This window comes from Azorhizophilus paspali (assembly GCF_043587585.2).
GTDB lineage: Bacteria > Pseudomonadota > Gammaproteobacteria > Pseudomonadales > Pseudomonadaceae > Azotobacter > Azotobacter paspali.
The window spans coordinates 1,019,451-1,039,707 of sequence record NZ_CP171449.1; the positions used below are offsets into that span (position 1 = coordinate 1,019,451).

29 protein-coding genes are annotated in these 20,257 nt (G+C 62.6%); 12 read left to right on the forward strand and 17 right to left on the reverse strand.

Annotation, left to right across the window (positions count from 1 at the left end; translation table 11 throughout):
* Nucleotides 1-21: 21 nt before the first annotated feature.
* The 13 genes from mutS to ACGI6K_RS05050 form a co-directional block, all read right to left on the reverse strand.
* A complete protein-coding gene (gene mutS / locus ACGI6K_RS04990; RefSeq protein ID WP_376943978.1) occupies nt 22-2,601 on the reverse strand; it encodes a DNA mismatch repair protein MutS in 2,580 nt (859 codons plus the stop codon).
* 49 nt (nt 2,602-2,650) lie between these two features.
* On the reverse strand, nt 2,651-3,892 hold the full coding sequence (locus ACGI6K_RS04995) for an Arm DNA-binding domain-containing protein (RefSeq protein ID WP_376943976.1): 1,242 nt from the start codon (nt 3,890-3,892) through the stop codon (nt 2,651-2,653).
* On the reverse strand, nt 3,859-4,056 hold the full coding sequence (locus tag ACGI6K_RS05000) for an excisionase (protein ID WP_376943974.1): 198 nt from the start codon (nt 4,054-4,056) through the stop codon (nt 3,859-3,861). Before ACGI6K_RS05000 ends, ACGI6K_RS04995 begins: the two co-directional genes overlap by 34 nt.
* Complete coding sequence (locus ACGI6K_RS05005; RefSeq protein ID WP_376943972.1) at nt 4,053-4,343, reverse strand: hypothetical protein; 291 nt, start codon at nt 4,341-4,343, stop codon at nt 4,053-4,055. The genes ACGI6K_RS05000 and ACGI6K_RS05005 overlap by 4 nt, the downstream gene beginning before the upstream one ends.
* The gene (locus ACGI6K_RS05010) at nt 4,340-4,573 is read right to left on the reverse strand and encodes a hypothetical protein (RefSeq protein WP_376943970.1); all 234 of its coding nucleotides are present in this window, start codon (nt 4,571-4,573) and stop codon (nt 4,340-4,342) included. Before ACGI6K_RS05010 ends, ACGI6K_RS05005 begins: the two co-directional genes overlap by 4 nt.
* 62 nt (nt 4,574-4,635) lie before the next feature.
* Nucleotides 4,636-5,886, reverse strand: coding sequence for a 3'-5' exoribonuclease domain-containing protein (locus tag ACGI6K_RS05015; RefSeq protein WP_376943968.1), 1,251 nt, complete (start codon nt 5,884-5,886; stop codon nt 4,636-4,638).
* Nucleotides 5,883-6,380, reverse strand: coding sequence for a hypothetical protein (locus ACGI6K_RS05020; protein ID WP_376943966.1), 498 nt, complete (start codon nt 6,378-6,380; stop codon nt 5,883-5,885). Before ACGI6K_RS05020 ends, ACGI6K_RS05015 begins: the two co-directional genes overlap by 4 nt.
* 46 nt (nt 6,381-6,426) lie before the next feature.
* Nucleotides 6,427-7,248, reverse strand: coding sequence for a DUF2303 family protein (locus ACGI6K_RS05025; protein ID WP_376943964.1), 822 nt, complete (start codon nt 7,246-7,248; stop codon nt 6,427-6,429).
* A gap of 43 nt (nt 7,249-7,291) precedes the next feature.
* A complete protein-coding gene (locus ACGI6K_RS05030; RefSeq protein WP_376943962.1) occupies nt 7,292-7,633 on the reverse strand; it encodes a hypothetical protein in 342 nt (113 codons plus the stop codon).
* Between the two features lie 24 nt (nt 7,634-7,657).
* A complete protein-coding gene (locus tag ACGI6K_RS05035; RefSeq protein ID WP_376943960.1) occupies nt 7,658-7,948 on the reverse strand; it encodes a pyocin activator PrtN family protein in 291 nt (96 codons plus the stop codon).
* Nucleotides 7,949-7,971: 23 nt separating this feature from the next.
* The gene (locus ACGI6K_RS05040; RefSeq protein WP_376943958.1) at nt 7,972-8,256 is read right to left on the reverse strand and encodes a hypothetical protein; all 285 of its coding nucleotides are present in this window, start codon (nt 8,254-8,256) and stop codon (nt 7,972-7,974) included.
* A gap of 10 nt (nt 8,257-8,266) precedes the next feature.
* Complete coding sequence (locus ACGI6K_RS05045; protein ID WP_376943956.1) at nt 8,267-8,464, reverse strand: hypothetical protein; 198 nt, start codon at nt 8,462-8,464, stop codon at nt 8,267-8,269.
* 160 nt (nt 8,465-8,624) lie between these two features.
* Nucleotides 8,625-8,882 carry a DUF1654 domain-containing protein gene (locus ACGI6K_RS05050; RefSeq protein ID WP_376943954.1) on the reverse strand — a complete coding sequence of 86 codons (258 nt, stop codon included), beginning with the start codon at nt 8,880-8,882 and terminating at the stop codon, nt 8,625-8,627.
* A 135-nt stretch (nt 8,883-9,017) separates the two neighbouring features.
* Between ACGI6K_RS05050 and ACGI6K_RS05055 the strand changes: the two genes are divergently transcribed.
* Nucleotides 9,018-9,248, forward strand: coding sequence for a DUF4160 domain-containing protein (locus ACGI6K_RS05055; RefSeq protein ID WP_376943952.1), 231 nt, complete (start codon nt 9,018-9,020; stop codon nt 9,246-9,248).
* Nucleotides 9,236-9,700: a DUF2442 domain-containing protein gene (locus tag ACGI6K_RS05060; protein WP_376943950.1), complete on the forward strand. Its 465-nt coding sequence runs from the start codon at nt 9,236-9,238 to the stop codon at nt 9,698-9,700. The genes ACGI6K_RS05055 and ACGI6K_RS05060 overlap by 13 nt, the downstream gene beginning before the upstream one ends.
* 68 nt (nt 9,701-9,768) lie before the next feature.
* On the opposite strand, the gene ACGI6K_RS05065 is transcribed toward ACGI6K_RS05060, so the two are convergent.
* From ACGI6K_RS05065 to ACGI6K_RS05080, 4 genes are all read right to left on the reverse strand, one after another.
* Nucleotides 9,769-10,206 carry a DUF6941 family protein gene (locus tag ACGI6K_RS05065; protein ID WP_376943948.1) on the reverse strand — a complete coding sequence of 146 codons (438 nt, stop codon included), beginning with the start codon at nt 10,204-10,206 and terminating at the stop codon, nt 9,769-9,771.
* Nucleotides 10,203-10,697 carry a helix-turn-helix transcriptional regulator gene (locus ACGI6K_RS05070; RefSeq protein ID WP_376943946.1) on the reverse strand — a complete coding sequence of 165 codons (495 nt, stop codon included), beginning with the start codon at nt 10,695-10,697 and terminating at the stop codon, nt 10,203-10,205. The genes ACGI6K_RS05065 and ACGI6K_RS05070 overlap by 4 nt, the downstream gene beginning before the upstream one ends.
* Complete coding sequence (locus ACGI6K_RS05075) at nt 10,627-11,073, reverse strand: hypothetical protein (RefSeq protein WP_376943944.1); 447 nt, start codon at nt 11,071-11,073, stop codon at nt 10,627-10,629. Before ACGI6K_RS05075 ends, ACGI6K_RS05070 begins: the two co-directional genes overlap by 71 nt.
* A 128-nt stretch (nt 11,074-11,201) precedes the next feature.
* The gene (locus ACGI6K_RS05080; RefSeq protein WP_377969166.1) at nt 11,202-11,879 is read right to left on the reverse strand and encodes an XRE family transcriptional regulator; all 678 of its coding nucleotides are present in this window, start codon (nt 11,877-11,879) and stop codon (nt 11,202-11,204) included.
* A gap of 69 nt (nt 11,880-11,948) precedes the next feature.
* Here ACGI6K_RS05080 and ACGI6K_RS05085 point away from each other — a divergent pair, with 69 nt between their 5' ends.
* The 10 genes from ACGI6K_RS05085 (at nt 11,949) to ACGI6K_RS05130 (ending at nt 20,181) form a co-directional block, all read left to right on the forward strand.
* Nucleotides 11,949-12,158, forward strand: coding sequence for a transcriptional regulator (locus ACGI6K_RS05085; RefSeq protein WP_376943940.1), 210 nt, complete (start codon nt 11,949-11,951; stop codon nt 12,156-12,158).
* A 363-nt stretch (nt 12,159-12,521) separates the two neighbouring features.
* Complete coding sequence (locus ACGI6K_RS05090; protein ID WP_376943938.1) at nt 12,522-13,019, forward strand: hypothetical protein; 498 nt, start codon at nt 12,522-12,524, stop codon at nt 13,017-13,019.
* Nucleotides 13,012-15,390 carry a bifunctional DNA primase/polymerase gene (locus tag ACGI6K_RS05095; protein WP_376943936.1) on the forward strand — a complete coding sequence of 793 codons (2,379 nt, stop codon included), beginning with the start codon at nt 13,012-13,014 and terminating at the stop codon, nt 15,388-15,390. Before ACGI6K_RS05090 ends, ACGI6K_RS05095 begins: the two co-directional genes overlap by 8 nt.
* A 348-nt stretch (nt 15,391-15,738) precedes the next feature.
* Nucleotides 15,739-16,155, forward strand: a complete 417-nt coding sequence (locus ACGI6K_RS05100) for a hypothetical protein (protein WP_376943934.1) — start codon at nt 15,739-15,741, stop codon at nt 16,153-16,155.
* A gap of 327 nt (nt 16,156-16,482) precedes the next feature.
* Nucleotides 16,483-16,812: a phage holin family protein gene (locus ACGI6K_RS05105; RefSeq protein WP_376943932.1), complete on the forward strand. Its 330-nt coding sequence runs from the start codon at nt 16,483-16,485 to the stop codon at nt 16,810-16,812.
* 299 nt (nt 16,813-17,111) lie between these two features.
* Nucleotides 17,112-17,504: a hypothetical protein gene (locus ACGI6K_RS05110; RefSeq protein ID WP_376943930.1), complete on the forward strand. Its 393-nt coding sequence runs from the start codon at nt 17,112-17,114 to the stop codon at nt 17,502-17,504.
* Nucleotides 17,505-17,564: 60 nt separating this feature from the next.
* Nucleotides 17,565-18,041, forward strand: a complete 477-nt coding sequence (locus ACGI6K_RS05115; RefSeq protein WP_376943928.1) for a phage tail tube protein — start codon at nt 17,565-17,567, stop codon at nt 18,039-18,041.
* Between the two features lie 62 nt (nt 18,042-18,103).
* Nucleotides 18,104-18,448, forward strand: coding sequence for a hypothetical protein (locus ACGI6K_RS05120; protein ID WP_376943926.1), 345 nt, complete (start codon nt 18,104-18,106; stop codon nt 18,446-18,448).
* Between the two features lie 32 nt (nt 18,449-18,480).
* Nucleotides 18,481-18,699 carry a hypothetical protein gene (locus ACGI6K_RS05125; RefSeq protein ID WP_376943924.1) on the forward strand — a complete coding sequence of 73 codons (219 nt, stop codon included), beginning with the start codon at nt 18,481-18,483 and terminating at the stop codon, nt 18,697-18,699.
* Between the two features lie 846 nt (nt 18,700-19,545).
* Nucleotides 19,546-20,181 (forward strand): hypothetical protein, encoded by a 636-nt coding sequence (locus ACGI6K_RS05130; protein ID WP_376942408.1) that lies wholly within the window; start codon nt 19,546-19,548, stop codon nt 20,179-20,181.
* Nucleotides 20,182-20,257: the final 76 nt, after the last annotated feature.

Genomic DNA, 20,257 nt, shown 5'->3' on the forward strand with positions numbered 1-20,257 from the left:
AGCAGTTTGCTTGGGTATGCGTTAGAGCCGCGTTTTCCACGAGTACAATAGCTCAAGCGCCTGGCGCGGGCTCAAGTCGTCCGGCTTGAGGCGCGCCAGTTCCTCCATCAGGGGATGCGGTAGGCTGGCGAACAGATCGCTCTGGATCGGCGGCTGGGGTTTGCCTGCTTCGCGCAGCGGCGCTTCATGGGGCAAGCTGGTGGTCTCCAGGCGCGCCAGGTGTTCGCGGGCACGGCTAATCACCGGTCCAGGCACGCCGGCCAGTTGGGCGACCGCCAGGCCGTAACTCTGGCTGGCCGGTCCCGGCAGCACATGGTGGAGGAAGACGATGCGCTCGTTGTGCTCGGTGGCCGACAGGTGCACGTTGGCCACTACCGGTTGGCTTTCCGCCAGCACGGTCAGCTCGAAATAATGGGTGGCGAACAGGGTCCAGGCGCGCAGGCCGGCCAGGTGCTCGGCCGCCGCCCAGGCTAGCGACAAGCCGTCGAAAGTGCTGGTGCCACGGCCGACCTCGTCCATCAGCACCAGGCTGCATTCGCTGGCATTGTGTAGGATGTTGGCGGTCTCGCTCATCTCCACCATGAAGGTGGAGCGGCCGCCGGCCAGGTCGTCGCTGGAGCCGATGCGGGTGAAAATGCGATCCACCAGGGAAAGCTCGCAGCTCTGCGCCGGAACGAAGCTGCCGATGTGGGCGAGCAGCACGATCAGCGCCGTTTGCCTCATGTAGGTGGATTTACCGCCCATGTTGGGGCCGGTGATGATCAGCATTCGGGTGCTGTCATCGAGTTCCAGGTCGTTGGCGACGAAGGGCGTGTCCAGCACCTGCTCGACCACCGGATGGCGGCCCTGGCGAATGCGCAGGCAGGGTTCTTCGACGAAACGTGGGCGATTGAAGTCGAGGTTCAAGGCCCGCTCGGCGAGGTTGGCCAGTACATCCAGTTCGGCCAGGGCGGTCGCGGTTTCCTGCAGCGGCGCCAACTGGGCGATGAGGATTTCCAGCAGCTCCTCGTAGAGTGCCTTTTCCCGCGCTAGGGCACGGCTCTTGGCCGACAGGGCCTTGTCCTCGAAGGCTTTCAGTTCGGGCGTGATGAAGCGTTCGGCACCCTTCAGGGTCTGGCGGCGGATATAGTCGGCCGGCGCCTGCTCAGCCTGTACCCGCGGCAGCTCGATGTAGTAGCCGTGGATGCGGTTGTAGCCGACCTTGAGGTTGGGCAGCCCGGTGCGTGCCTTTTCCCGCGTTTCCAGGTCCATGAGGAACTGGCCGGCGTTCTCGCTGAGCGAGAGAAGCTCGTCCAGCTCCGCATCGTAGCCCTGCTTGAGCACTCCGCCATCGCGAATCACCGCCGGTGGGCTATCGATGATGGCGCGTCTCAGCAGCTCGGCCAGTTCCGGATAGGTCCGGATGTTGCCGGCAAGGGCCTGCAGGTGTGGCGCTTCCAGCGGACTCAACGCCGTCTGCAGTTGTGGCAGTGCGGCAAGAGCATCGCGCAGGCGGGCGAGATCGCGCGGGCGGGCGTTGCGCAGGCCGATGCGGGCGAGGATGCGCTCGACATCGCCGATCTCCTTGAGCTGCGGCTGCAGGCTCTCGAAGCGGTAGTCCTGCAGCAGGCAGGCGACGGTGTCCTGACGCTCCTCCAGCACTGTGCGATCGCGCAGCGGGCGATTCAGCCAGCGACCGAGCAGACGGCTGCCCATGGCCGTCTGGCAACGGTCGATCACCGACTGCAGGGTATTATCGCGCCCGCCGGAAAGGTTGACATCCAGCTCCAGGTTGCGCCGGCTGGCGCCGTCGAGGATCACGGTATCGTCTAGGCGCTCGTGACGCAGACCGCGCAGATGAGGCAGGGCTGTGCGCTGGGTTTCCCTAGCGTAGGCCAGCAGGCAACCGGCGGCACCGATGGCCAGACCCAGCCCATCGCAACCGAAGCCTTTCAGATCCTGGGTGGCGAACTGCTGGCAAAGGCTCTTGTAAGCGCTGTCGCAGTCGAAGTCCCAGGGCGCCCGGCGGTGTGCGCCACGGCGCTTTTCCAGCGGCAGACCGGCCGGCCAGTCGTCGGGATACAGCAGCTCTGCCGGATTGAGGCGTTCCAGTTCGGCCAGCAGATTTTCCCAGCCCTGGATCTCCTGAACGTTGAAGCGACCGCTGGTGATGTCCAGTATCGCCAGACCGAACAGCCGTTCGTCACCGACCACTGCCGCCAGCAGGTTGTCGCGGTGCTCGTCGAGCAGTGCCTCGTCGCTGATCGTGCCAGGAGTGATGATGCGCACCACTTGGCGCTCCACCGGTCCCTTGGTGGTGGCCGGGTCGCCGATCTGCTCGCAGATCGCCACCGACTCGCCGAGCTTGACCAGCTTAGCCAGGTAGCTCTCGACCGAGTGGAAAGGAATGCCGGCCATGGGAATCGACTTGCCGGCCGACTGACCGCGGGCGGTGAGGGTGATGTCGAGCAGCTTGGCAGCTTTCTTGGCGTCCTCGTAGAACAGTTCGTAGAAGTCGCCCATGCGGTAGAACATCAACTGATCCGGATGCTCGCGCTTGAGCTTCCAGTATTGCTGCATCATCGGGGTGTGCTGAGAAATTTCAGAAAATTCTTTAAGCATCAGTAGCTTACGTATTTAGTCTTAAAAATAAGGGGCAGGATTGGGGCTTTTACGCTTTGTCTTGCAGGCCGCGCCAGATGTGTTGCAGCTCGTTCGGGGACTCGTCGTCCATCCACTTCGCGTAAACCTCCACCAGCATGGTGAAGTCCTTGTGCCCCATTTGCTTTGCGATGAACGCGAGGTTACCACGCGCCGTCAGGCACCAGCAGGCATATGTGTGCCTGGTCTGGTACGGGCGGCGATGGCGGATCTTGGCGCGCTTCTGGATTGTGGACCACTTGGTGTTCCATGCCGTTGGCACGAACCAGGTGTTGACCCGCTTCCGGCGGGCCTGCAGCGTGGGGGAGAGCAGCGGGGTTACAGTGTCTACCCGGGTTTCGTGCCGGGTTAGCTGGACGGTAACTGGGTGCTGGGGCACTTTGCCGGGGATGGCGAGCAGAGTACGGCAGGCCTCCAGGGCCGGCGGGAACAGCAGTACGGTGCGGGGCTTGCCGGTTTTCGGGACCTTGAACGTGCCGGTGGCGGTGATAGCGCGCCGGACATGGATGACGCCAGTTTCGATGTCGACGTCCTCCCGCGCCAAGGCGCAGAGTTCGCCAGGCCGTAGGCCGGTGTAGACGGCTATAGTGATGGCAGCTCGGTCGGCAGGATGCAGGCAGCCTACGTCCAGCAGCGCCTCGACCTCGGCCTTTGTCAGTGGGTCTGGCTCGCGAGCGCTCATTTCGAAGCGAGTGCATGCCTGTGACAAGCCCGCCCGGCAGTGACCGTTGCTTTCGCACCAGCGCAGGAATCCGGCCAGGGTGGCGAGGTAGTGGTTCACTGTCGAAGTGGCGCGGTCCTCAATCAACTGGACTCGCAGATGCTGGATATCCTCGGGCAGCAGTGCGCTGCCGAGGCGGTCCTTGCCAAGCAGATCGATGCAGATATCCAGAGCCAGGCTGTAGCGGCTCTCGGTTTCCGAGGTGATGTCTACCGCTTTCAGCGGTTTGTATCGCTCCAGTAATGCGCTGATCCGCTCGTCACGGGTGCGGCTGTAGTTGCCGGCGTGCTTGGACTCTGGAAAGTGGCGAGCATAGTCGAAGGTGCCCAGTTTGATTTCATGAAGAATCGCCGCCCTGAGCTGGGCGGCGTGACGGATGTTGGCCTTGGTGGCTGGCAGACCCAGCGTCTCGCGGCAGCGAAGCCTGCGCCACATGAAGCTGATGCGCAGGTTGTTGCCGTGGATCTCGACGCCTTTGTGTTTCGCCAGTTCGGCCTCTAGGCCGCTTCCTGGGGCGCGCTCTCGACCCACTTATCGACCTCCTCCAAGTTGATGAATACCCTGTTGTCCCTGGCCTTTCTCCAGATACGACCCTGCGCCCAAGTGCCGTTTTTCACCTTGTGCCTGATGGCATCTTCGCTGTAGCCGGTGAGTTCGGCTGCGCGCTTGATCAGGACCCAACGAGGCATGCTCATCTGCTCCGTCCTCCATTTTTGCTCTTCTTCTTCCCGCCATGGGTGGTGGCTCGCCAACTGACGAAGGTGGCTTCGTTGCCGATCTCGCCGATGGTGTGATCCATGACGGCGCGCAACTCATCGAATGTGGCGTGCTGGATGGTTTTCTCGCCCTGGACAACGGTGAGGCCTCCCGGGGTTTTGACGACGTAGTCGACGTGCCAGCGCATGGGTTTTGTGGGGATGCCGCCGGTGACCCTGGCCTGTTCGTTGGGCATTGCGGTGCTGTAGAAGAGGGTGCGGGTCATGCCGCGGCCCTCAGCGCCCTGATGATCTCCGCCCCAGCGACCGGCGAAACGGCGTTGCCAGCCATGTGTACGGTCAGTCGGTGGTTCTGCGGGCGCCTGGTGTCGGCTGGGAAGGACATGGCCGGTTCGGCAATGCGCGCGCCGAGCTGCTGCTCCAGCACTTGCCGGGCCAGTTGGGCGTTCGGGGCTTCGATGCGAGTCTCGCCCACTTCAACAATGATGGTGCTCATGTCCATGTCCTCTGGAATTTGGCGTCGACCGCGCTGCGCGCGGCAGTGAAGGGTTGAAGTGGTCAAGGGATGACTTTGAATCTGCGGACGGCGCGAGCCCGAAGGGCGTTGTCCTTGGGGGCGTCGTCCTGGTAGCCATCGTTGAAGTGCCGAGTCCACGCGCGAGTCGGGCCGGACTGCGTGCTGGCCCAGTACCATTGGGGCTCGAACGCCTCCTCGCCGGCCGCGATAAACGGGCTCGCGGTGGTCTTCGCCGGGTTGTCGGCGGTGTACGGGTAGCCTGCCGGTAGGCTGCTGGGGTTGTCTCCGTCGCAAAAGGAGCGGCAATTCTTCCGGTCGGTCGGCTTCAGGTTGCGGTAGCACAGTTCCAGTTCATCACGACTGGGCAGGTACCAGTCCGTGAATCCAGCGATGTCGAGGGCGAGCATCCGGCGGGCCATGTCGCTGCCCGCGGTGGCCATGGCCTGGGTGTTGGCCAGGCCATCATTGCAACTGGTGGCGCCGTCGACGCCCCAGGCGGCCTCGTCCAGTTCGCCCTGGGCTTTCGGGGAGACGATCAGTGCGTATTCGACGGCGTTGAGCATGAAACGCCCAACATAGAAGCTGCCCTCGAACGGAGTCCCTGGAGTGGTGGGGATGGCGAATCGAGTAAGTGCGGTCATGCCCTGGGCCTCGATGTTCGGGGCGGATTGTTGCGACAGGAGTTGTGCGCGAAGACTGTCGCGCTCCTGACGGACGATGCGCAGATCTGCATAGCTCCCCCATGCCAATCCGTAGTGCATGGCCAGGGCGGCGATCAGTTGCTTCGCCTCGTGGCGGGCGTCGTGCAGGGCGTGGTGCTTGGTGCCCTCGAACTCGCCCACGTTCTTGGCCTCTGGGTAGAGGGCCAGCAGGGTGCGCAGGTCGCGGTCGTGACGGAATTGCCAGGGCTCGTCGAGGCCGGCGGCGTCTAAGCTGCCGCGCAGGATGACGTTGTCGAAGCTGCTTCCGTTGCCCCAGACGTGGGCTTCTTCTTCCGAGGCGTGTTCGAGCATCCAGTGGCGCAGGTCGATCAGGGCGGGGCTCAGATGCTCGGTCGGCTCGCGGCCGTCGACCTCGCGGCGTGCCTCGTCGCTCTGCCGCAGCCACCATTGGAGAGTGGATGCGTCGGGCCGAAGGCCAAAGGAGAGCGAGGATTGGAGGTCGATGCGGATGTAGAACTCGTCGACGACCGCGCCCTGGGCAACGCACACGGCGCCGATGGCGGCGATCGGGGCGAGCGGTCCCTTGCCCATGGTTTCTAAGTCGATGACGAAGTGGGTGGCGTTGTTCATGCCGCGGCCCCCTGCTGTTCAGGCGCCAAGGTAGTCGCTAGGTCGCGCAACTGCTGGGCATTGGCGTGGGCGTGGCGGGCCTTGGTAGTGGCGGTCATGGACTCCCAGGTGGTGGCAGCCATGTCGAGGTTGTTCGCGCTCTCGCGCAGCAGGGCGGCATGCTCGGCGTTCAGGCCCTGCGCCTGGTCGAGGCGCAGATTGAGTTCCTCGATGGCTGCGCCGGCCTGGAGGCGGGCTCGGCTGCGTTCGTCCCGCACGCGGCGCAGTTCGGCCTGGGTGGCGGCGAGGATGCGTTCGGCGCTGCTCAGGCGCTGGCCGGATTTGAGCAGCTCGCTGGCGAATTGCTCGCGTGCGGCGTCGTGGCCGTCGCGGTGGCCGCGGTGTAGACCGAAGCGGATACCCTCGGCGCGGCCGAGCAGGTAGCAGCCTGCTGTGACGATGCCGGCGCCAAGGATAATGCCGATCGCTGCTATCTCTGTGGGGATGAATTCCATGTGCTGTGCTCCTGTGCCCGCCGCCGGCGGGTGTGGTGGGTGCTGGTTATTTGCCGGGGTTGAAGATGCCCAGGGTGAGAGCGGCGGCGTCGCCTATCTCGCTGGCCAGGACAGACTTGAAGTCGTGGGCGATTTCTTCGCGGGTCTGTTCCTCGCCGACCCAGCGAGGCTTGAGTACGGGCTTGTCGCCGCCGGTGAGGATCGACAGGCGCAGGGTGATGAGGCGCTTGCCGAGGCCTTCATAGGGGATGCAGGTGAAGTGCAGGGCGCCCGGTAGGGTTTCCTGGCTCTTGGCCTCGATGGCATCCATGGCGCTGCGCTGGGCGCTGAAATTGTTCTCGACGTGGTTGCGTTCGCTGGCAGCCTTGATAGTGATGTTGCGCACGGCGGCGATGGCTTGGACGGTGCTCATCGGGTCGCCGGCTTCGCTCTCGGCCTCGATGTTGGCGTGCCAGTCCTCCATCCATTCGGCCAGGGCCTTCTGGCTGAGCGGCTCGCCGGCGATCGCCTGCACGGCGGAGTAGGCGGCGGTTGGCTTGAGGGTCAGGGTGGCGGTGTCGTCGGCGTGGCCTGGGCAGGCTTCGTCGCCCAAGTTGAAGAAGGCGACGCAGCGCATGGCATCCTGGTCGATAAAGCCCTTGGCAGGGTCAATGCCGCGACGGTCGATCACGTAGCTGGCGAAGTCGGCCAGGCTGGTAGTGCTCAGGGCGCCGCGAAAGCGGGAGCGACCGACTTGATACTTCTCCATATCGACCACGGAGAAGGAGCCCGGAAGGATCGCCACGGGGGTATGGGTGTCCGGGGTGTCGCCGGCGGCGGCGACGGCGTTGTCGATGATGATCTGCAGCGCTTCTTTGCTGAGAGACATGCTGTGTTCCTCGTGGCGGTATTGCTGTGCCTGTGGTGGTCGGTTAGCGCGCTAGAACCGGGGCCTGGTCGCGGTTGAAAAGCTGTTCGGTGGGGTTGGTCTGGAACAGATCGAGGCCGTTCGCGGTGACATACATCGGCGTGGCGAGGGTGGTGTCTTCGCGGCGCTTGCCGCGCTTGGTGGGCTCGATGTAGTCCAGGGTATGGGTAATGGAGACCTGGTTGCTTTCGCCGATGCGCTTCATCTTGAACTTGAGGGTGACTTCGCCCTGCTTGTCGTACTCGACGACGCCGGCGGCCACGGCCGACAGGGCGGCGCCGACCTGCTGGGTGAAGACGGAGGCGTTCAGCGAGTTGATGAACTCGGCAACGTCGGTGGCTTTCATGGTGCTGTGCTCCTGTGGTGGTGGTCAGGCTGCCGCGGTGGCGGCGGTTTTCTCGGCCCGGTCGAGGAAGTCGGCCAGGCTGTGGAGGTAAACGATTCGCCGCGCATTGCGGCTGTTGTCGAGGCGGCTGATCTGGATGTCGATGCGGCCTTTGCGGATGGCGCGGCGCAAGGCATCAAGCGACCCCAGGTGCGGCAGGTGGTCGGCCAGCAGCTGCTCGACGGTGATGTAGTTGCAGCCGTATCGCCGGCGGAGCAGATGCAGGGTGCTCTCCCCGCGCCCCTCGGGCGTGCGTGCTATGCTGGTGGTGTTCACCGGTTCAACTCCCTGCTGTTCGGTCAGGCGGTTGCGCTGGCCGGCGGCATGCGCCGGATCTCGATGCCCAGTTGCCCGGCCAGCCAGGCCACGCCAGCTTCGGTGGTCATCACCACGCCGTAGTGGCTCCAGCCGTTGATGTTGGGGTTCCAGCGCGAGCGGCAGTCGATGAAGAGGCGGCCCTTGTCGCGGTGGGCGCATGCCAGCTCGCCAGCGTGATTGAGCACGCCAAGGTCGCGTAGGCGACGGCGCAGCTTGCGCGGCCCGATGCCGAGCAGAGCGGCGGTGGCGTCGAGGGTGCGGTGCATGCCGGACTCCCTACGCCGCGTCGCCGCCGAACGGGGTGAAACCGCCGGTGCGGTCGGAGGAAGGGGCGGTGGCCAGGTCGGCGCGATTGACCAGCTTTGGCTTGCCGCCGTGGATGACTACGAGGCGGTTGGTGTCGGCCTGGAGCTGCTCGATCAGCCGGCGGTTGGAGGCGCACGTTGGGTGGGCGTGCAAGGTGGCGGCATGCATGTCGGTTCCTTGTCGGTGATTTTCTGGCTTTTCTGTCGAGCGCTGTGTGCGTCGATGTGGATAATGCTGCAATTAAAAATTGTAATATGCAAGTTTAAATTGTAGTTTTTCATGGCCGCCTATGCAGCCAACAAAAAGCCCGCGCTTGGCGGGCTCTGTGTCATTGCTCTGGCCAGCTCCATCGCACAGTGATGCTGCCATCTTTGTGCTTGGTCATCTCGACGTTGTCGCTTTCCTCGATTTCGCTCAGCAGGCGCTCCCAATCCTCGGGATTGTCATGCGGCTCGGGGGCGAGGGTTGCCTGCCGTTCTGCCATGGCCTTCGGGGACGAGGACACCTGATGGTTTATGCGCCGAACAAGCCGGTGATAGCTGGAGATTTGATTCTGGTGGGTGATAGCGCGGGCTCTGAACGACATACAGCACTCTCCTTGCGACTGGATGAATGCCGTAAATGCGTATCGAAAAGAGCCTTATTGATGCCATTTTGATATCAATGCCTTGTGCGCGCAGCCCCGCTTGATATATCGCCAAATTGGCGATATGTTGGCGGCATGTCTACCAAGCACCGCATCCGCGACAAGTACCGCATCGAGCTGCGGGAAAAGGACCATCTTCCCCCGCACGTACACCTCACTGGCGCTGGTGTGGACGTACAGATCAGCCTGGAGACAGGCGAGGTCATGCTCGGCAAGGCGCCCAAGGCGGTACTAGAAGAAGCCCTGGCCTGGGTGCTCGCGCACCGGGCCGAACTACTGGAGGAGTGGAAGCTATGGCATCCATGAAACGCCCCCGCCTGCTGGCTGTGCAGGCGTGCCCCGGCCATCGGCTGGAGCTGACCTTTATCGATGGTCGTCACTTTGTCCTGGACATGCGCGAGGACGTGGCCAAATTCCCTGGCCTCAAGCCGCTGCAGAACGCCAGGGCCTTCGTCGGCGCCGCTCTGGGCGACGATGGCTGGGCAGTGGAGTGGCCGGCGCTGGACATCCAGATCGGCGCCGACACCCTCTATCTCGATGCCCTGGCCCAGGCTGCGCCGGACGAGAATACCCGCATCTTCATCGGCTGGCGGGCGCGCACCGGTTTCGGCCTGGAGCAGGCCGCCAGCGCTCTTGGCGTGGCCACACGCACCATCAGCCGCTACAGCAACGGCCGCGAGGTGGTGCCGCGCTACCTGGCCCTAGCCTGCAAGGGCTGGGAGGCGATACAGGCTGAGCAGCAGAAGAGGATTGCTTGAGCCTGTGCAGGACACGAAGGGCTGAGACGAAAAGCCCCGCGCGGGGGCGGGGCTTCAGTTTCGTTATATTACTTTGTAATCTTCACTCCTTCGGGAGCGTTCGTAACTCTTAATCCTGGACATTCTATAATTTCTCCATCAGCCTCGACTTCAATCCGAATCTTGCATGGCTTGTCAAATGCAATCGGAGATAAAATGCCCATGGTTTGAACTATTCTGAATATACCATCATCCGCGCCTGGTGATACGGCTACAGCCTCATCAATCTGTTCCTTGGTTAATTGAAATTGGAACAATAAATTAACATCCCTATAGGCTTTGAATGTAATTTCTTTAAATGGGTTCTCTATATGTGTCGCGGCACTAATTATGATGCATAGCTTAGGCAGGTGCGCAGGAAATTTATCAAGATACATGCTTCCTTGATAAATACCTATTTGCGAAGTTTTTCCGTTAATTTCATGCCTGACGTCATCGCAAAATAGGCTATAGGCGAATCTGCTCATTTTTTACCCTTTTGGCTATTCAGGGCTTTCTGGCGCTCTAATATAGCCGGTATGTCACCAAAATTCAGGTTAAGAACCTCACAAAGCTTTTGTGCGGTCGAGATGTTCGGTTCGACTCGGCCGCTCTCTAGAGTGGCAATGTGAGGCTGACTCGTTCCAATTAATGAGGCCAACTGCTTTTGAGAAAGACCTTTTCTTAGACGTGCGGTTTTTAATGTTTCGCCATCATCTTTGTAAAAATTATCAGCTACCCAAGCTCCCGCCTCCGCCAAATCTTGTGCGTTGGATGGATCGCTCTCCAGCTCCATCAGCAGAGCATCGAAAGCGGTATGCTTTTTGGAAATGCTCGATGAAGGAACACTTACTTCAAATGTGGCTATTCTTGGCGGGCTTGAGCCAGACGGAGTTGGCTGGTTTTCTTCACCAGTCCCCGTCCACCAGCGCTCTATAAGCTGTTGTGATGCGGACTGAGAGCGGATGGCTGAGCTCATAATCGAACCTTTCATCATTTTCTGCCTGATATTCGGCTTTTTCGGCAATCGCTAGTAAGATGTATTGGTCTTCAAGCGGTAGGAAGGCGTAGATAAGCCTATACCCCTCAACCAGCTCATCGAAGTAGCGCAACCTCCAAAGATTCATTCCATTGTCTTGAGCTGCTACCCAGAACCCAGTATTGAATATGGATTTCTTAGGTCTTGGGCGAGCCGGACTCCCGCCGTAGTCACGCTGGCTAAGCCTGTGGAGAAGGTCTTGGTCGGCCTGAAGCTGCTGTAGAAGCTTTGCTAACCGAAGGCCGGCCGCTCGATTCGTACGTAGAACATCTTGGAGGTCCCCCGTAGCGTCGTCGTGGATGATAAACTTGTACAAATATATCGTCCTAAGTATATTTTCTCAAGCGAACACCATTCCGATGGAGTTCTCATCTCTAGCGAAGCGTCCTAAGGCTTTGTATTTCTTAGGTTATATGCCATTTCCCCGCCCGGCGGGCAGGCGGCTCACACCCTGACCTTGCTCGGCGGGCAGACGGCGCCGACGGCGTGGATCAGTTCGATTTGCTCTACTGGGATCGTGCGGCGCTCGTAGGCGTCATTCACCGAGGCGAGGCTGACCTCCACGTCGTTGGCGTAGAGCAGTTCCTTCAGCATGCATTCCTCGTCGACCAGGCGGACCATGACGTATTCTCCAGGAATCAACAGGCCGTTCGGCTCGATCACGGCCACCCAGCCGCTCTTGATGGCCGGCGCCATGGAATTTCCCTTGAGCCGCAGCGCATAGGCGTGCTTATCGCGTGTCGGCATTTCGACGTAGCCGTCCGCCGACTCCAGGGCATGCCAGTAACCTTCGGTGCCCATCTGGGCTGTGCCAACGATAGGGATCGCTCGCCAAGGGCTGGTGATGGGCGGGCCGGGTTCTACTTCTGCTGGGTTACTAATTGCATTCGCATCGTCCATGAAGTACCCAACGCTTTTGCCAAGCAAGCGGCTCATCTGCTGCATTTTTTGAGGTCGAGGGACATTCCTACCTGCCTCCCAAGCTTGCACAGATTGCGGTTTTACCCCGAGCTGCCGAGCCAGTTCAGACTGGTTCCAACCCTTTTCTTCTCGCGCTAAGGCGATTCGTTTTCCGATTGTGCTCATGCCGCGAAAGATACAACCGAGCGTTGTAGCTCGCATTGCAATTCTATATTGTAAAATCTCAGCACTTTTTGTAACCTTGAGTTGTAGCGATAAGGCAGAGGGCCTATGAAAAATAACGCCGCCGCTCGCGCAGCAGCAGCTGTGGGCGGGCAATCAGCTCTAGCTAGGGCACTTGGGTGTACACCTCAAGCTGTTCAGCGCATGTGCTCCACCGGCCGCGTGCCGGCTGAGCGAGTTTTGAGGATTGAGGCTGTGTCCGGGGTCTCTCGACACGAACTGAGGCCAGATATCTATCCGACGGAATCTGCCGCCTAACCATCCAGCAGCGTAGAAACCGTGTGGCCCAAAAAAGGCCGCCCGGCCTACCCAGCGTCCTCACCACAAGGCCGCTGGACGACATGGCGAGTCGCAAGGGGAGAACAGCACGTACATCCATCCTTCTCGCCATGGTGAAACCGGCGTGGTTTCACGCCACGCCAACAGCAGGCGGTCGGAGCGGTCGTCCACCACGGCGACCGCGCCGGCCATGCCGGGAGCAACCCACCACGGTTGCGCCCGGCGGTGCCAGTAGAGCCATCTGACGATGGCTGTTTCTGGCTGACGCACAACAATACGTCGATGCGGATGATAGGTCAGCGATGACGCATTCGCTACGGCGTTACCAGGGAATTAACGCCAATGTCTCGAATAGACCCCACTCGTGGGCTCGGCCCCGCTCTGACCCTGGAGCAGGCCGTGGACCACGACACCCGCCGCACGCGTGGCGGTCCTGTAGCGGTATGCGCCACCCTCGGATGGTCGTACAACGCCTATCAAAAGAAACTCTCCATCAGCTACCCGGACAACCTGCTGTCGGTGCGTGATTTCGAGCGCTGGCTCGAGCTGGTCGAGGCCGAGGAAACGCTGCGTGCTATCGCTCGCATCCGGGGCGGGGTGTTCTATCTGCCGGCACCGGTTACGGCTTCGGCGGCGGCGCCGCGGGCGCTGGCCGATCCGCTGCGGCACGAGGCCGCGTTCGTCGGCAGCCTGCACCAGGGCGCTGCCGATGGCTGCTGGGAGGAACGCGAGGCGCTCGAGCTGGAGCGCCATGGCAATCAGGTAATCGAGGCGGTGCTGGGCATCATGGCCGGCGCGCGGGCGGCGATGGAGCGGGATCTGGAGGGGCGGGATGAGTGAGATTCAGCAGGGTGTGATGTCGGCCTGGGCACGCCGGTATATCGAGGCGTTCGGGCTGTGCCTGGTGAAGATCGACCCGCGGGAGAAGTTCCCGAAGGATCAGGCCTGGAACCTTCCGGGCGGGTATTTCACGGATGCGGCCGAGGCGGCCGAGTTCTGGCTGCAAAACCCACAGCACAACATGGGCGTGGTGCTCGGGCCGAGCGGGGTCTGTTCGCTGGACGTGGACGATGTGCCGGCGACGCGGCAGGTGCTGGCCAATTTGCTCGGGCTGGATGTGGATGCGATGGCGGATAGCTTGCCGACGGTAATGGGCAATCCGGCGCGGTTCCGCATCATGTTCCGGGCGCCGGCCGGCTTCGAGCTGGGGCGCAAGGCGCTGTCGTGGCCGACGAATGGGGGCGATCCGAAGAAGCGCTGCACGGTGTTCGAGCTGCGCCATGGCCTGGTGCAGGATGTGCTGCCGCCGTCGATCCATCCGGATACGGGCAAGCCGTATACCTGGCGGACAGCGCCGGATGCGGCGCGGGGGCTGCCGGAGTTACCGGAGGAGCTGCTGGCAATCTGGCAGAACTGGGACATTTTCAAGCGGGATGCGCAGGCAGCGTGCCCTTGGGGGCCGAGGCCCGAGCCGGTTGCCAGCCGCAAGCCTGCCGCTGCGCCCAGGTCGGGCGATTCGGTGATCGAGGCGTTCAACCGGGCGATTGATGTTGAGCAACTGCTGTCGGCACACGGTTACAAGCGGCGAGGCAAGAAATGGCTGTATGCGGCGAGCAGCACCGGCCTGCCGGGCATCACGGTGACCGAAGGCCGGGTGTATTCGCACCATGCCGCCGACCCTCTGGCGAACGGGCACCAGAACGATGCCTTCGATGTGTTCTGCCTGCTGGAGCATGGCGGAGATGTGTCGGCGGCGACGAAGGCGGCGGCCAGGGTATTGGGGCTGGAGGCGCAGCGCGCTGCCGCGACCCAGGAGCCGCCGCCGGCGCCGACGGATGATGACTATGCGAACTGTTCGGCTGACCTCCCCGGCACTCCCACCCTGGCGTGCGGTGAAGCAGGGGCCGAACAGGCGGGCGCGCGCACGCCAGGGCGCGCGGGGGGCTTTCGCATTGGCGAGCAGGAGCTGCTGAACGATTTCGTGCTGATCTACGGGACGGACCTGGTGTGGGACTGCAACCGGCGGAGGATGGTGAAGCTGGCGGCGCTGCGCGAGGTGGTCGGCCGGGAGCGAATCAAGCTGTGGCAGGAGAGTCCGCACCGGCGGGTGGCCGAGAATGTGGTGTTCGACCCGACGATGACGTGCGGGCCGACGATGTTGAATTTGTTCGACGGGTTCAGGGCGATGCAGAACCCGATAGGGCAAGCCGGGTGCAAGAAGATCCTAGCGCACCTGGGCCGGCTGTGCGGCAACCGCAAGGACGAGTATCTGTTCCTGCTGCGCTGGATCGCCTATCCGCTGCAGAACCCCGGCGCGAAGATGGCCACTTCGGTGGTGATGTTCGGCGCGGAGGGACCGGGCAAGAGCCTGGTCTGGGAGAGGGTGGTGAAGCCGATCTATGGCGAGTATGGCGTGACGATCGGGCAGGCCCAACTGGAGAGCCAGTTCACCGGTTGGCAGAGCCGCAAGCTGTTCGCGCTGGCCGAGGAGGTGGTGAGCCGGGCGGAGATGCGGCACTACAAGGGGCTGCTCAAGCATCTGGTGACGGGCGAGACGCTACAGATCAACGAGAAGATGCAGGCCCTCCGCGAGGAGCGGAATCATCTGAACTTCGTGTTTCTGTCGAACTCGACGGTGCCGCTGGAGCTGGACCACGGGGACCGGCGCTATCTAGTGTTGTATGTAGACCGGGTACCGCCACAGGAGTACTTCACGGACCTGGTGGCGGAGATCGAGAACGGCGGGGTTGAGGCGTTCTACCACTACGTGATGAACATTTCCCTGGAGGGCTTCAACGAGCACGCGAAGCCGCCTCTGAATGCCGAGAAGCAGGCGCTGATCGAGGGGAGCATGACGCCGCCGCGGTACTTCCTGCGGATCTGGGAGCGGGGCGAGCTGGATCTGCCGTATGGGGCGGCGACGGCCGGCGATCTCTACAAGGCGTTCTGCCGATGGTGCGAGCGGTCGAACGAGTTCAAGCGGCGGGAGCGGGAATTCTATCAGGAGATCCAGCGCGACCTGGTGCAGGTGCGCAAGGACATCAAGTTCCCGACCCAGAACAGCGAGTTCAGGACGTGCCGAATCTACGTGTCGAAGGCGATGGCTGCCCGCCAGAGCGAGCCAGAGTGGTTGCGGGAGGTGGGCTTGCAGGCGCGGGCGTTCAACGGTGCGCTGGATGAGCGCTATCGGATGGCGGGGGAAGCGGCATGAGTTTCCGACATTCCGACACTATTCAGATGGATATTCCGACAGCACGAAAGCCACTGGCGGCGCTGGTTTCCTACGTTCCGACGCTTTTTGGGTGATGCTCTTGCGCGTGCGCGCCCATGCGATGGGTTTTCATTTTTACTGTCTGAGTGTCGGATATTTAGTTAAGTAACTGTTTTTAAATAAAAAATATTCAGACAGATATTCCGACGGCAGCCAGACATATCAGACGAGACAGCAGGAGTGAGGTTATGGGGTGGTTCGAGGAGAAAGCAAAGCAGACCAGTCCGGCCGTGGTCGTGGCCTTCGGTATCGAGCTGGACTGAGATGGGAGGCAGGATGATCAAGGCGATGGATGTTCTGCTCCGTCAGTGGGGCCAGGAGCATGCCGCTCCTGAGTGGGAGGCCTCGGTGCGCTCGCCTCTGGGCGATACCGAGCAGTGGATGGGCGGCGGTCGTGCGACGGGTGGCTGTGTCGGGCTGGGACCTCTGGTGAGCTATGCGCAGCGCAGTCGGGTCTGTCTGCTGGTGGACGAGGCGCTGCGGTCGCTAACCAGTTCGCGGGATGACGGCGGCCTGGGTGGGTACGGTGCGCGGCTCTACACGCTGGCGAAGGTGCGTTATGTGCATGCTGGAAAGATGCCGTCGGTGGCCGTGCAACTGGTCGAGCTGAGGATCGGCGAGCGGGCCTATCGGGCGCAGGTCGACGCGCTCCACCGGGAGCTGGCCGCGCGGCTCAAGGGGGCGCTGGCCGGCTTGGCGGCCTAGCCGTTCGTCGCGATGCGCTGGACCGCTGCGCGACCCTTGCACGACCGCTGCGCGACCCTTCGAAACTGGCTTTAATCGGGCGTTTACGCCACTGCATGTCGGGGGGTACAAAGCCGCTACGTTTGTCGTTGCTGTGATTGCAGCGATCCTCCGAGCACCTGCTGTGCTAGACCGTTTCCCTGGCGGTCACCTTGGACCCCGCTTCGGCGGGGTTTTCTATTTCAGATGACCCTGGCCGAACGCTGGACTTTTCGTTTCCGGCCCCTCGCTCCTTCGCTTCCAGGCAGGATCGCGTAGCGGGCCACCCATTTATCGAGGAGGACCGGCATGGCGGTCGAGCAAGGAGTCGAGTCGTCACTGGCTGATTTGCCCACCTGGATACTGCTCCTGATTGCGGTGGCCGGTCTGGTCGGCGAGATGCGCCAGGCGGATGCCGCCGGCATCGCGGTCGGCGAGATCGTCAAGCGGGTGCTGCTGCGGTTCGGGTCGTCCGCGCTGTTCGGCATGGCGTCGCTGTTCATCGCGCATTCGCTGCTCGGCGATGTGTGGATCTCCGGCGGCATCGGCATCGTGGTCGGGCTGCTGGGCGCGGACATCGCTGGGGCGTTGTATGCGCGGTGGCTGGCGAAGCGGGCGGGGCTGGGTGAGCAGCCCTGATCGGCGCGGCACGGCCGCATCGCGGGGCTATGGCTAGCGCTGGCGATTGGCACGGGAAGACCATCCGCGCCGGCATCCCTGCTGCTCGATGTGCAACACCGAGGCGCGGCCGGTTCCGGCCTCGGTCGTCGACCACAAGCAGCCGCCCCGGCTGGCCGAGGCCAAAGCGAGCAATGAGCCGGTCCGGATCGCCGAGGCCTGGCGGTCGTTCCGGTCGCGGGACAACTGGCAGTCGCTGTGCAAGCACTGCCACGACTCGCTCAAGCAGCGCCTGGAGAAATCCGGGCGCCTGGCCGGCCGTGGTCGCGACGGCCGCCCGCTCGACCCCCAGCACTATTGGAATCGCCGCCCCCGCGCCTGTCCGCCGTGCGACGCGTGCCGGTCCACGACGTCGTGCCGATGGAGACGCCGTATCCCTCCTGAGGCTGGACTATGAAATCAGCAGCAACGCCAGCCCGATCAGCGGGCGAAAGCGGCAGCAGCGCCTCATCTACCTGTCGCTCTGGAGCGACTACCAGGGCCAAGCCGAGGTCAAGGGAATTCTCGGCGAGAGCGTCGCCGCCCTGGACGAGCGCCCCCTGGAGCCGACCACCGGCCGGGCCGTGGCGGTGCGCGTGCCGCGCGGCACCCACCGAGAGCCGGACGGCGTGACCTACCAGGGTTCCGCCACGGTCGGCGTCTTCACCACCTAATTAACCTGTTTTCCCATCCTGCCGCGCGTGCGGCATCTACCATGCCTAGGAGGCCTTGCCATGTCTGGCGTAAACACCTCGGCCGGTATCCGGTTCTACATCGGTCCGGCTTATAGCTCTCCCATCCAAGAAACTTCGGCGGGCCTGACGGCCGCGCTGGCCGCGCTGGAGGCGTTGACCTACGTCGAAGTCGGCGAAGTAGAAGACGCCGGCGAGATCGGCGACACGGTTGGCACCACGACCTTCACGGCCCTGTCCAACCGCCGGGCGCGCAAATACAAGACGATTTTCGATGCCGGCGAGCAGCAGTTGGTCATCGGCCTGGACGGCGCCGATGCGGGCCAAGCGGCGCTCAAGGCCGCCCAGAAAGTGAAGAGCGACTACGCCTTCAAGGTCGACTACGGCGATGGCTCCGTCGACTACTACGTCGGCCAGGTCACCAGTGTACGCAAGGCGCTCGGCACCGCGGAGTCCATCCGCAAGCTGAACGTCGGCATCGCCATCAACTCCGCCATCGTCGAGGACAACGGCGCCTGATCCCGACCCGCTCGGCCAGGGAGCTTCGGCTCCCTTTCTTTTTTCAGTCCGGAGTAATCCCCATGAGCAAAACCCTGTATGGCACCACCCCGATCACCCTGGGCGACAGCATCTACGAACTGGTCCCCAGCCTGGGTGCCGTGCGCGCCATCGAGGCCCGCTTCGGCGGTCTGCGCGGCGCCATCCAGGCCTGCGAAGGCCTATCCATCGAAGGCGTCGCCCACATAGTCGCGGCCGGCGCCGGCCTCACCGGCAAAGCGGCAACGGAGTTGCCCGACGAGGTCTGGCAGACCGGCGTGGTCGAGGTGTCCGTGCAATTGCGACCCTATCTGCTCGCCCTGCTGAATCCGCGCGGCACCCAGGCCGACGAGGGAAACGACAAGACGGCGACCGCCACAGCGCCGTAAAGGACGGCAGCTACGTCGACTACCTGTTCGGCGTGGCGACCGGCTGGCTGGGGTGGACGCCGGACGTCGCCTGGCGCACGCCCATTCCCGAACTGCTGGTGGCCATGGATGCCAGGGTGGAGTGGGCCAACATGACCAACCCCTTCGGCGGGAAGCCGAAGAAGAAACCCGAAAGCCCGGAGGAGAAGCGGGTGCGCATCAAGGCCGCGCTGCGGGGGCGGTCGGGGCAATCGCATGAAGTGCTCGCCTGATACCGGACTGGAAAGATTGTGTGCCTGGTCCACTCCTGCGTGGTCTCCAGATCCGGTGCATCGGCTGCTTGCCGAGGGGCCGGACAGTCCCTGTTTCGGCCCCCCGGCCGAGTCACTTTCTCTTTGCGCGCGCAAAGAGAAAGTAACCAAAGAGAAAGCGCGCCCGGTCATTCGGCCCCGGCTACGCCGGGGTTCCCTCGCTCCGGCGCCGCTCCGAGGGTCGTCGCACAAGGGGCATCCATGCCCCTCGTACGACTCTCGCCGCCTCCCTGCGGCTCGCCCCTCTACGCGACGCCTGCGCTCGGCCTTCTGAACGGGAGTCGGGCTCCGGGTTGCCTGAAAGCGCTTTCGCTCTTGTGGCACGACCTGTCAGGCCGCGCCGGATGCCCCCTTCAGGAGGCCGAGCGGAATCGTCGTGGAAGGGGTCGAGCGGCAAGGATGCCGCGAGAGCCGCGATGGGCCATGGCATGGATGGCCCTTCGCGGCGAGCCCCTGGAACGACGATGCAGGGAGGGAACCCGGAGCGAAGCGCAGGGCTGGATGAGGGGGTGGCCTTCTTTTTGGTTACTTTTTCTTGGCCAGGCAAGAAAAAGTGACTCGGCCGGGGGGCCGAAATAGAAGGTATCCGGCCCCTCGGCAAGCAGCCATGCCAAGGCTCACACAATCTTTCCAGTCCGGTATCGGACGGGCATTTCATGCGATTGCCCTGCGGGGGGCGGCAGCCTTTTGCCGCGTGGTCTTTGACAGTCCATCGGGTTAGTGATGGCGTTTTGACTCATGTTGGGCGGCTTTTTGATGGCATTTTGTATATTTTGTGACTTAGTGCCCTCATTTAATGGAGTAATCATGCCGCTCAGGGTTGTGCGTATAACGGTCATTATGTCTGCTGCGTCGGTGGTGACTGGCTGTGCCAGCTTGTTTGGTGAAACTCAATACCCTGTGGCCATTTCGTCATTCCCTCCTGGGGCTAATTACAAAATCACCAACCAAGCGGGCGAGAGCATAATGTCCGGTGTTACACCGGATCAGCCAACACTGAAGTCCAGCGCCGGCTACTTCGACGGCGAGCGTTACGAAGTCGAATTCACGAAAGATGGGTACGAATCCGAGACCGAAGTTTTGGATTCGGGGATCGACGGCTGGTACTGGTGGAACATCCTGATAGGCGGGCTGATTGGCATGCTTATCGTCGATCCGATCACTGGCGCGATGTACGACCTGCCCGAGAAAGTGCACGCCCACCTCCTACTGGACCGGACTCCAGCTCAGACCCAGCCAGTCGCACCGGCTACCCGGCCCGTCGCACCCGATGCCTGGCCAGTCGTACCGGCTGCCCGGCCCGTCGCACCGGCTGCCCGGCCAGCGACATCGGCTTCTTCCGCGAAGAGTAAGGATCAACTGCTCAATGAGCTGGCCGCCGATAAAAGTATTTCCTTTGAGGAGTACCAGAGGCGCTACCAGATCATCATGAGAGAGCCATAAGGTGGCTCGATAAACCAATACAACCCCGCTCTTGCGGGGTTTTTGCTTTTTTGGGCCTGGCCAAGTGCCGGGCAAT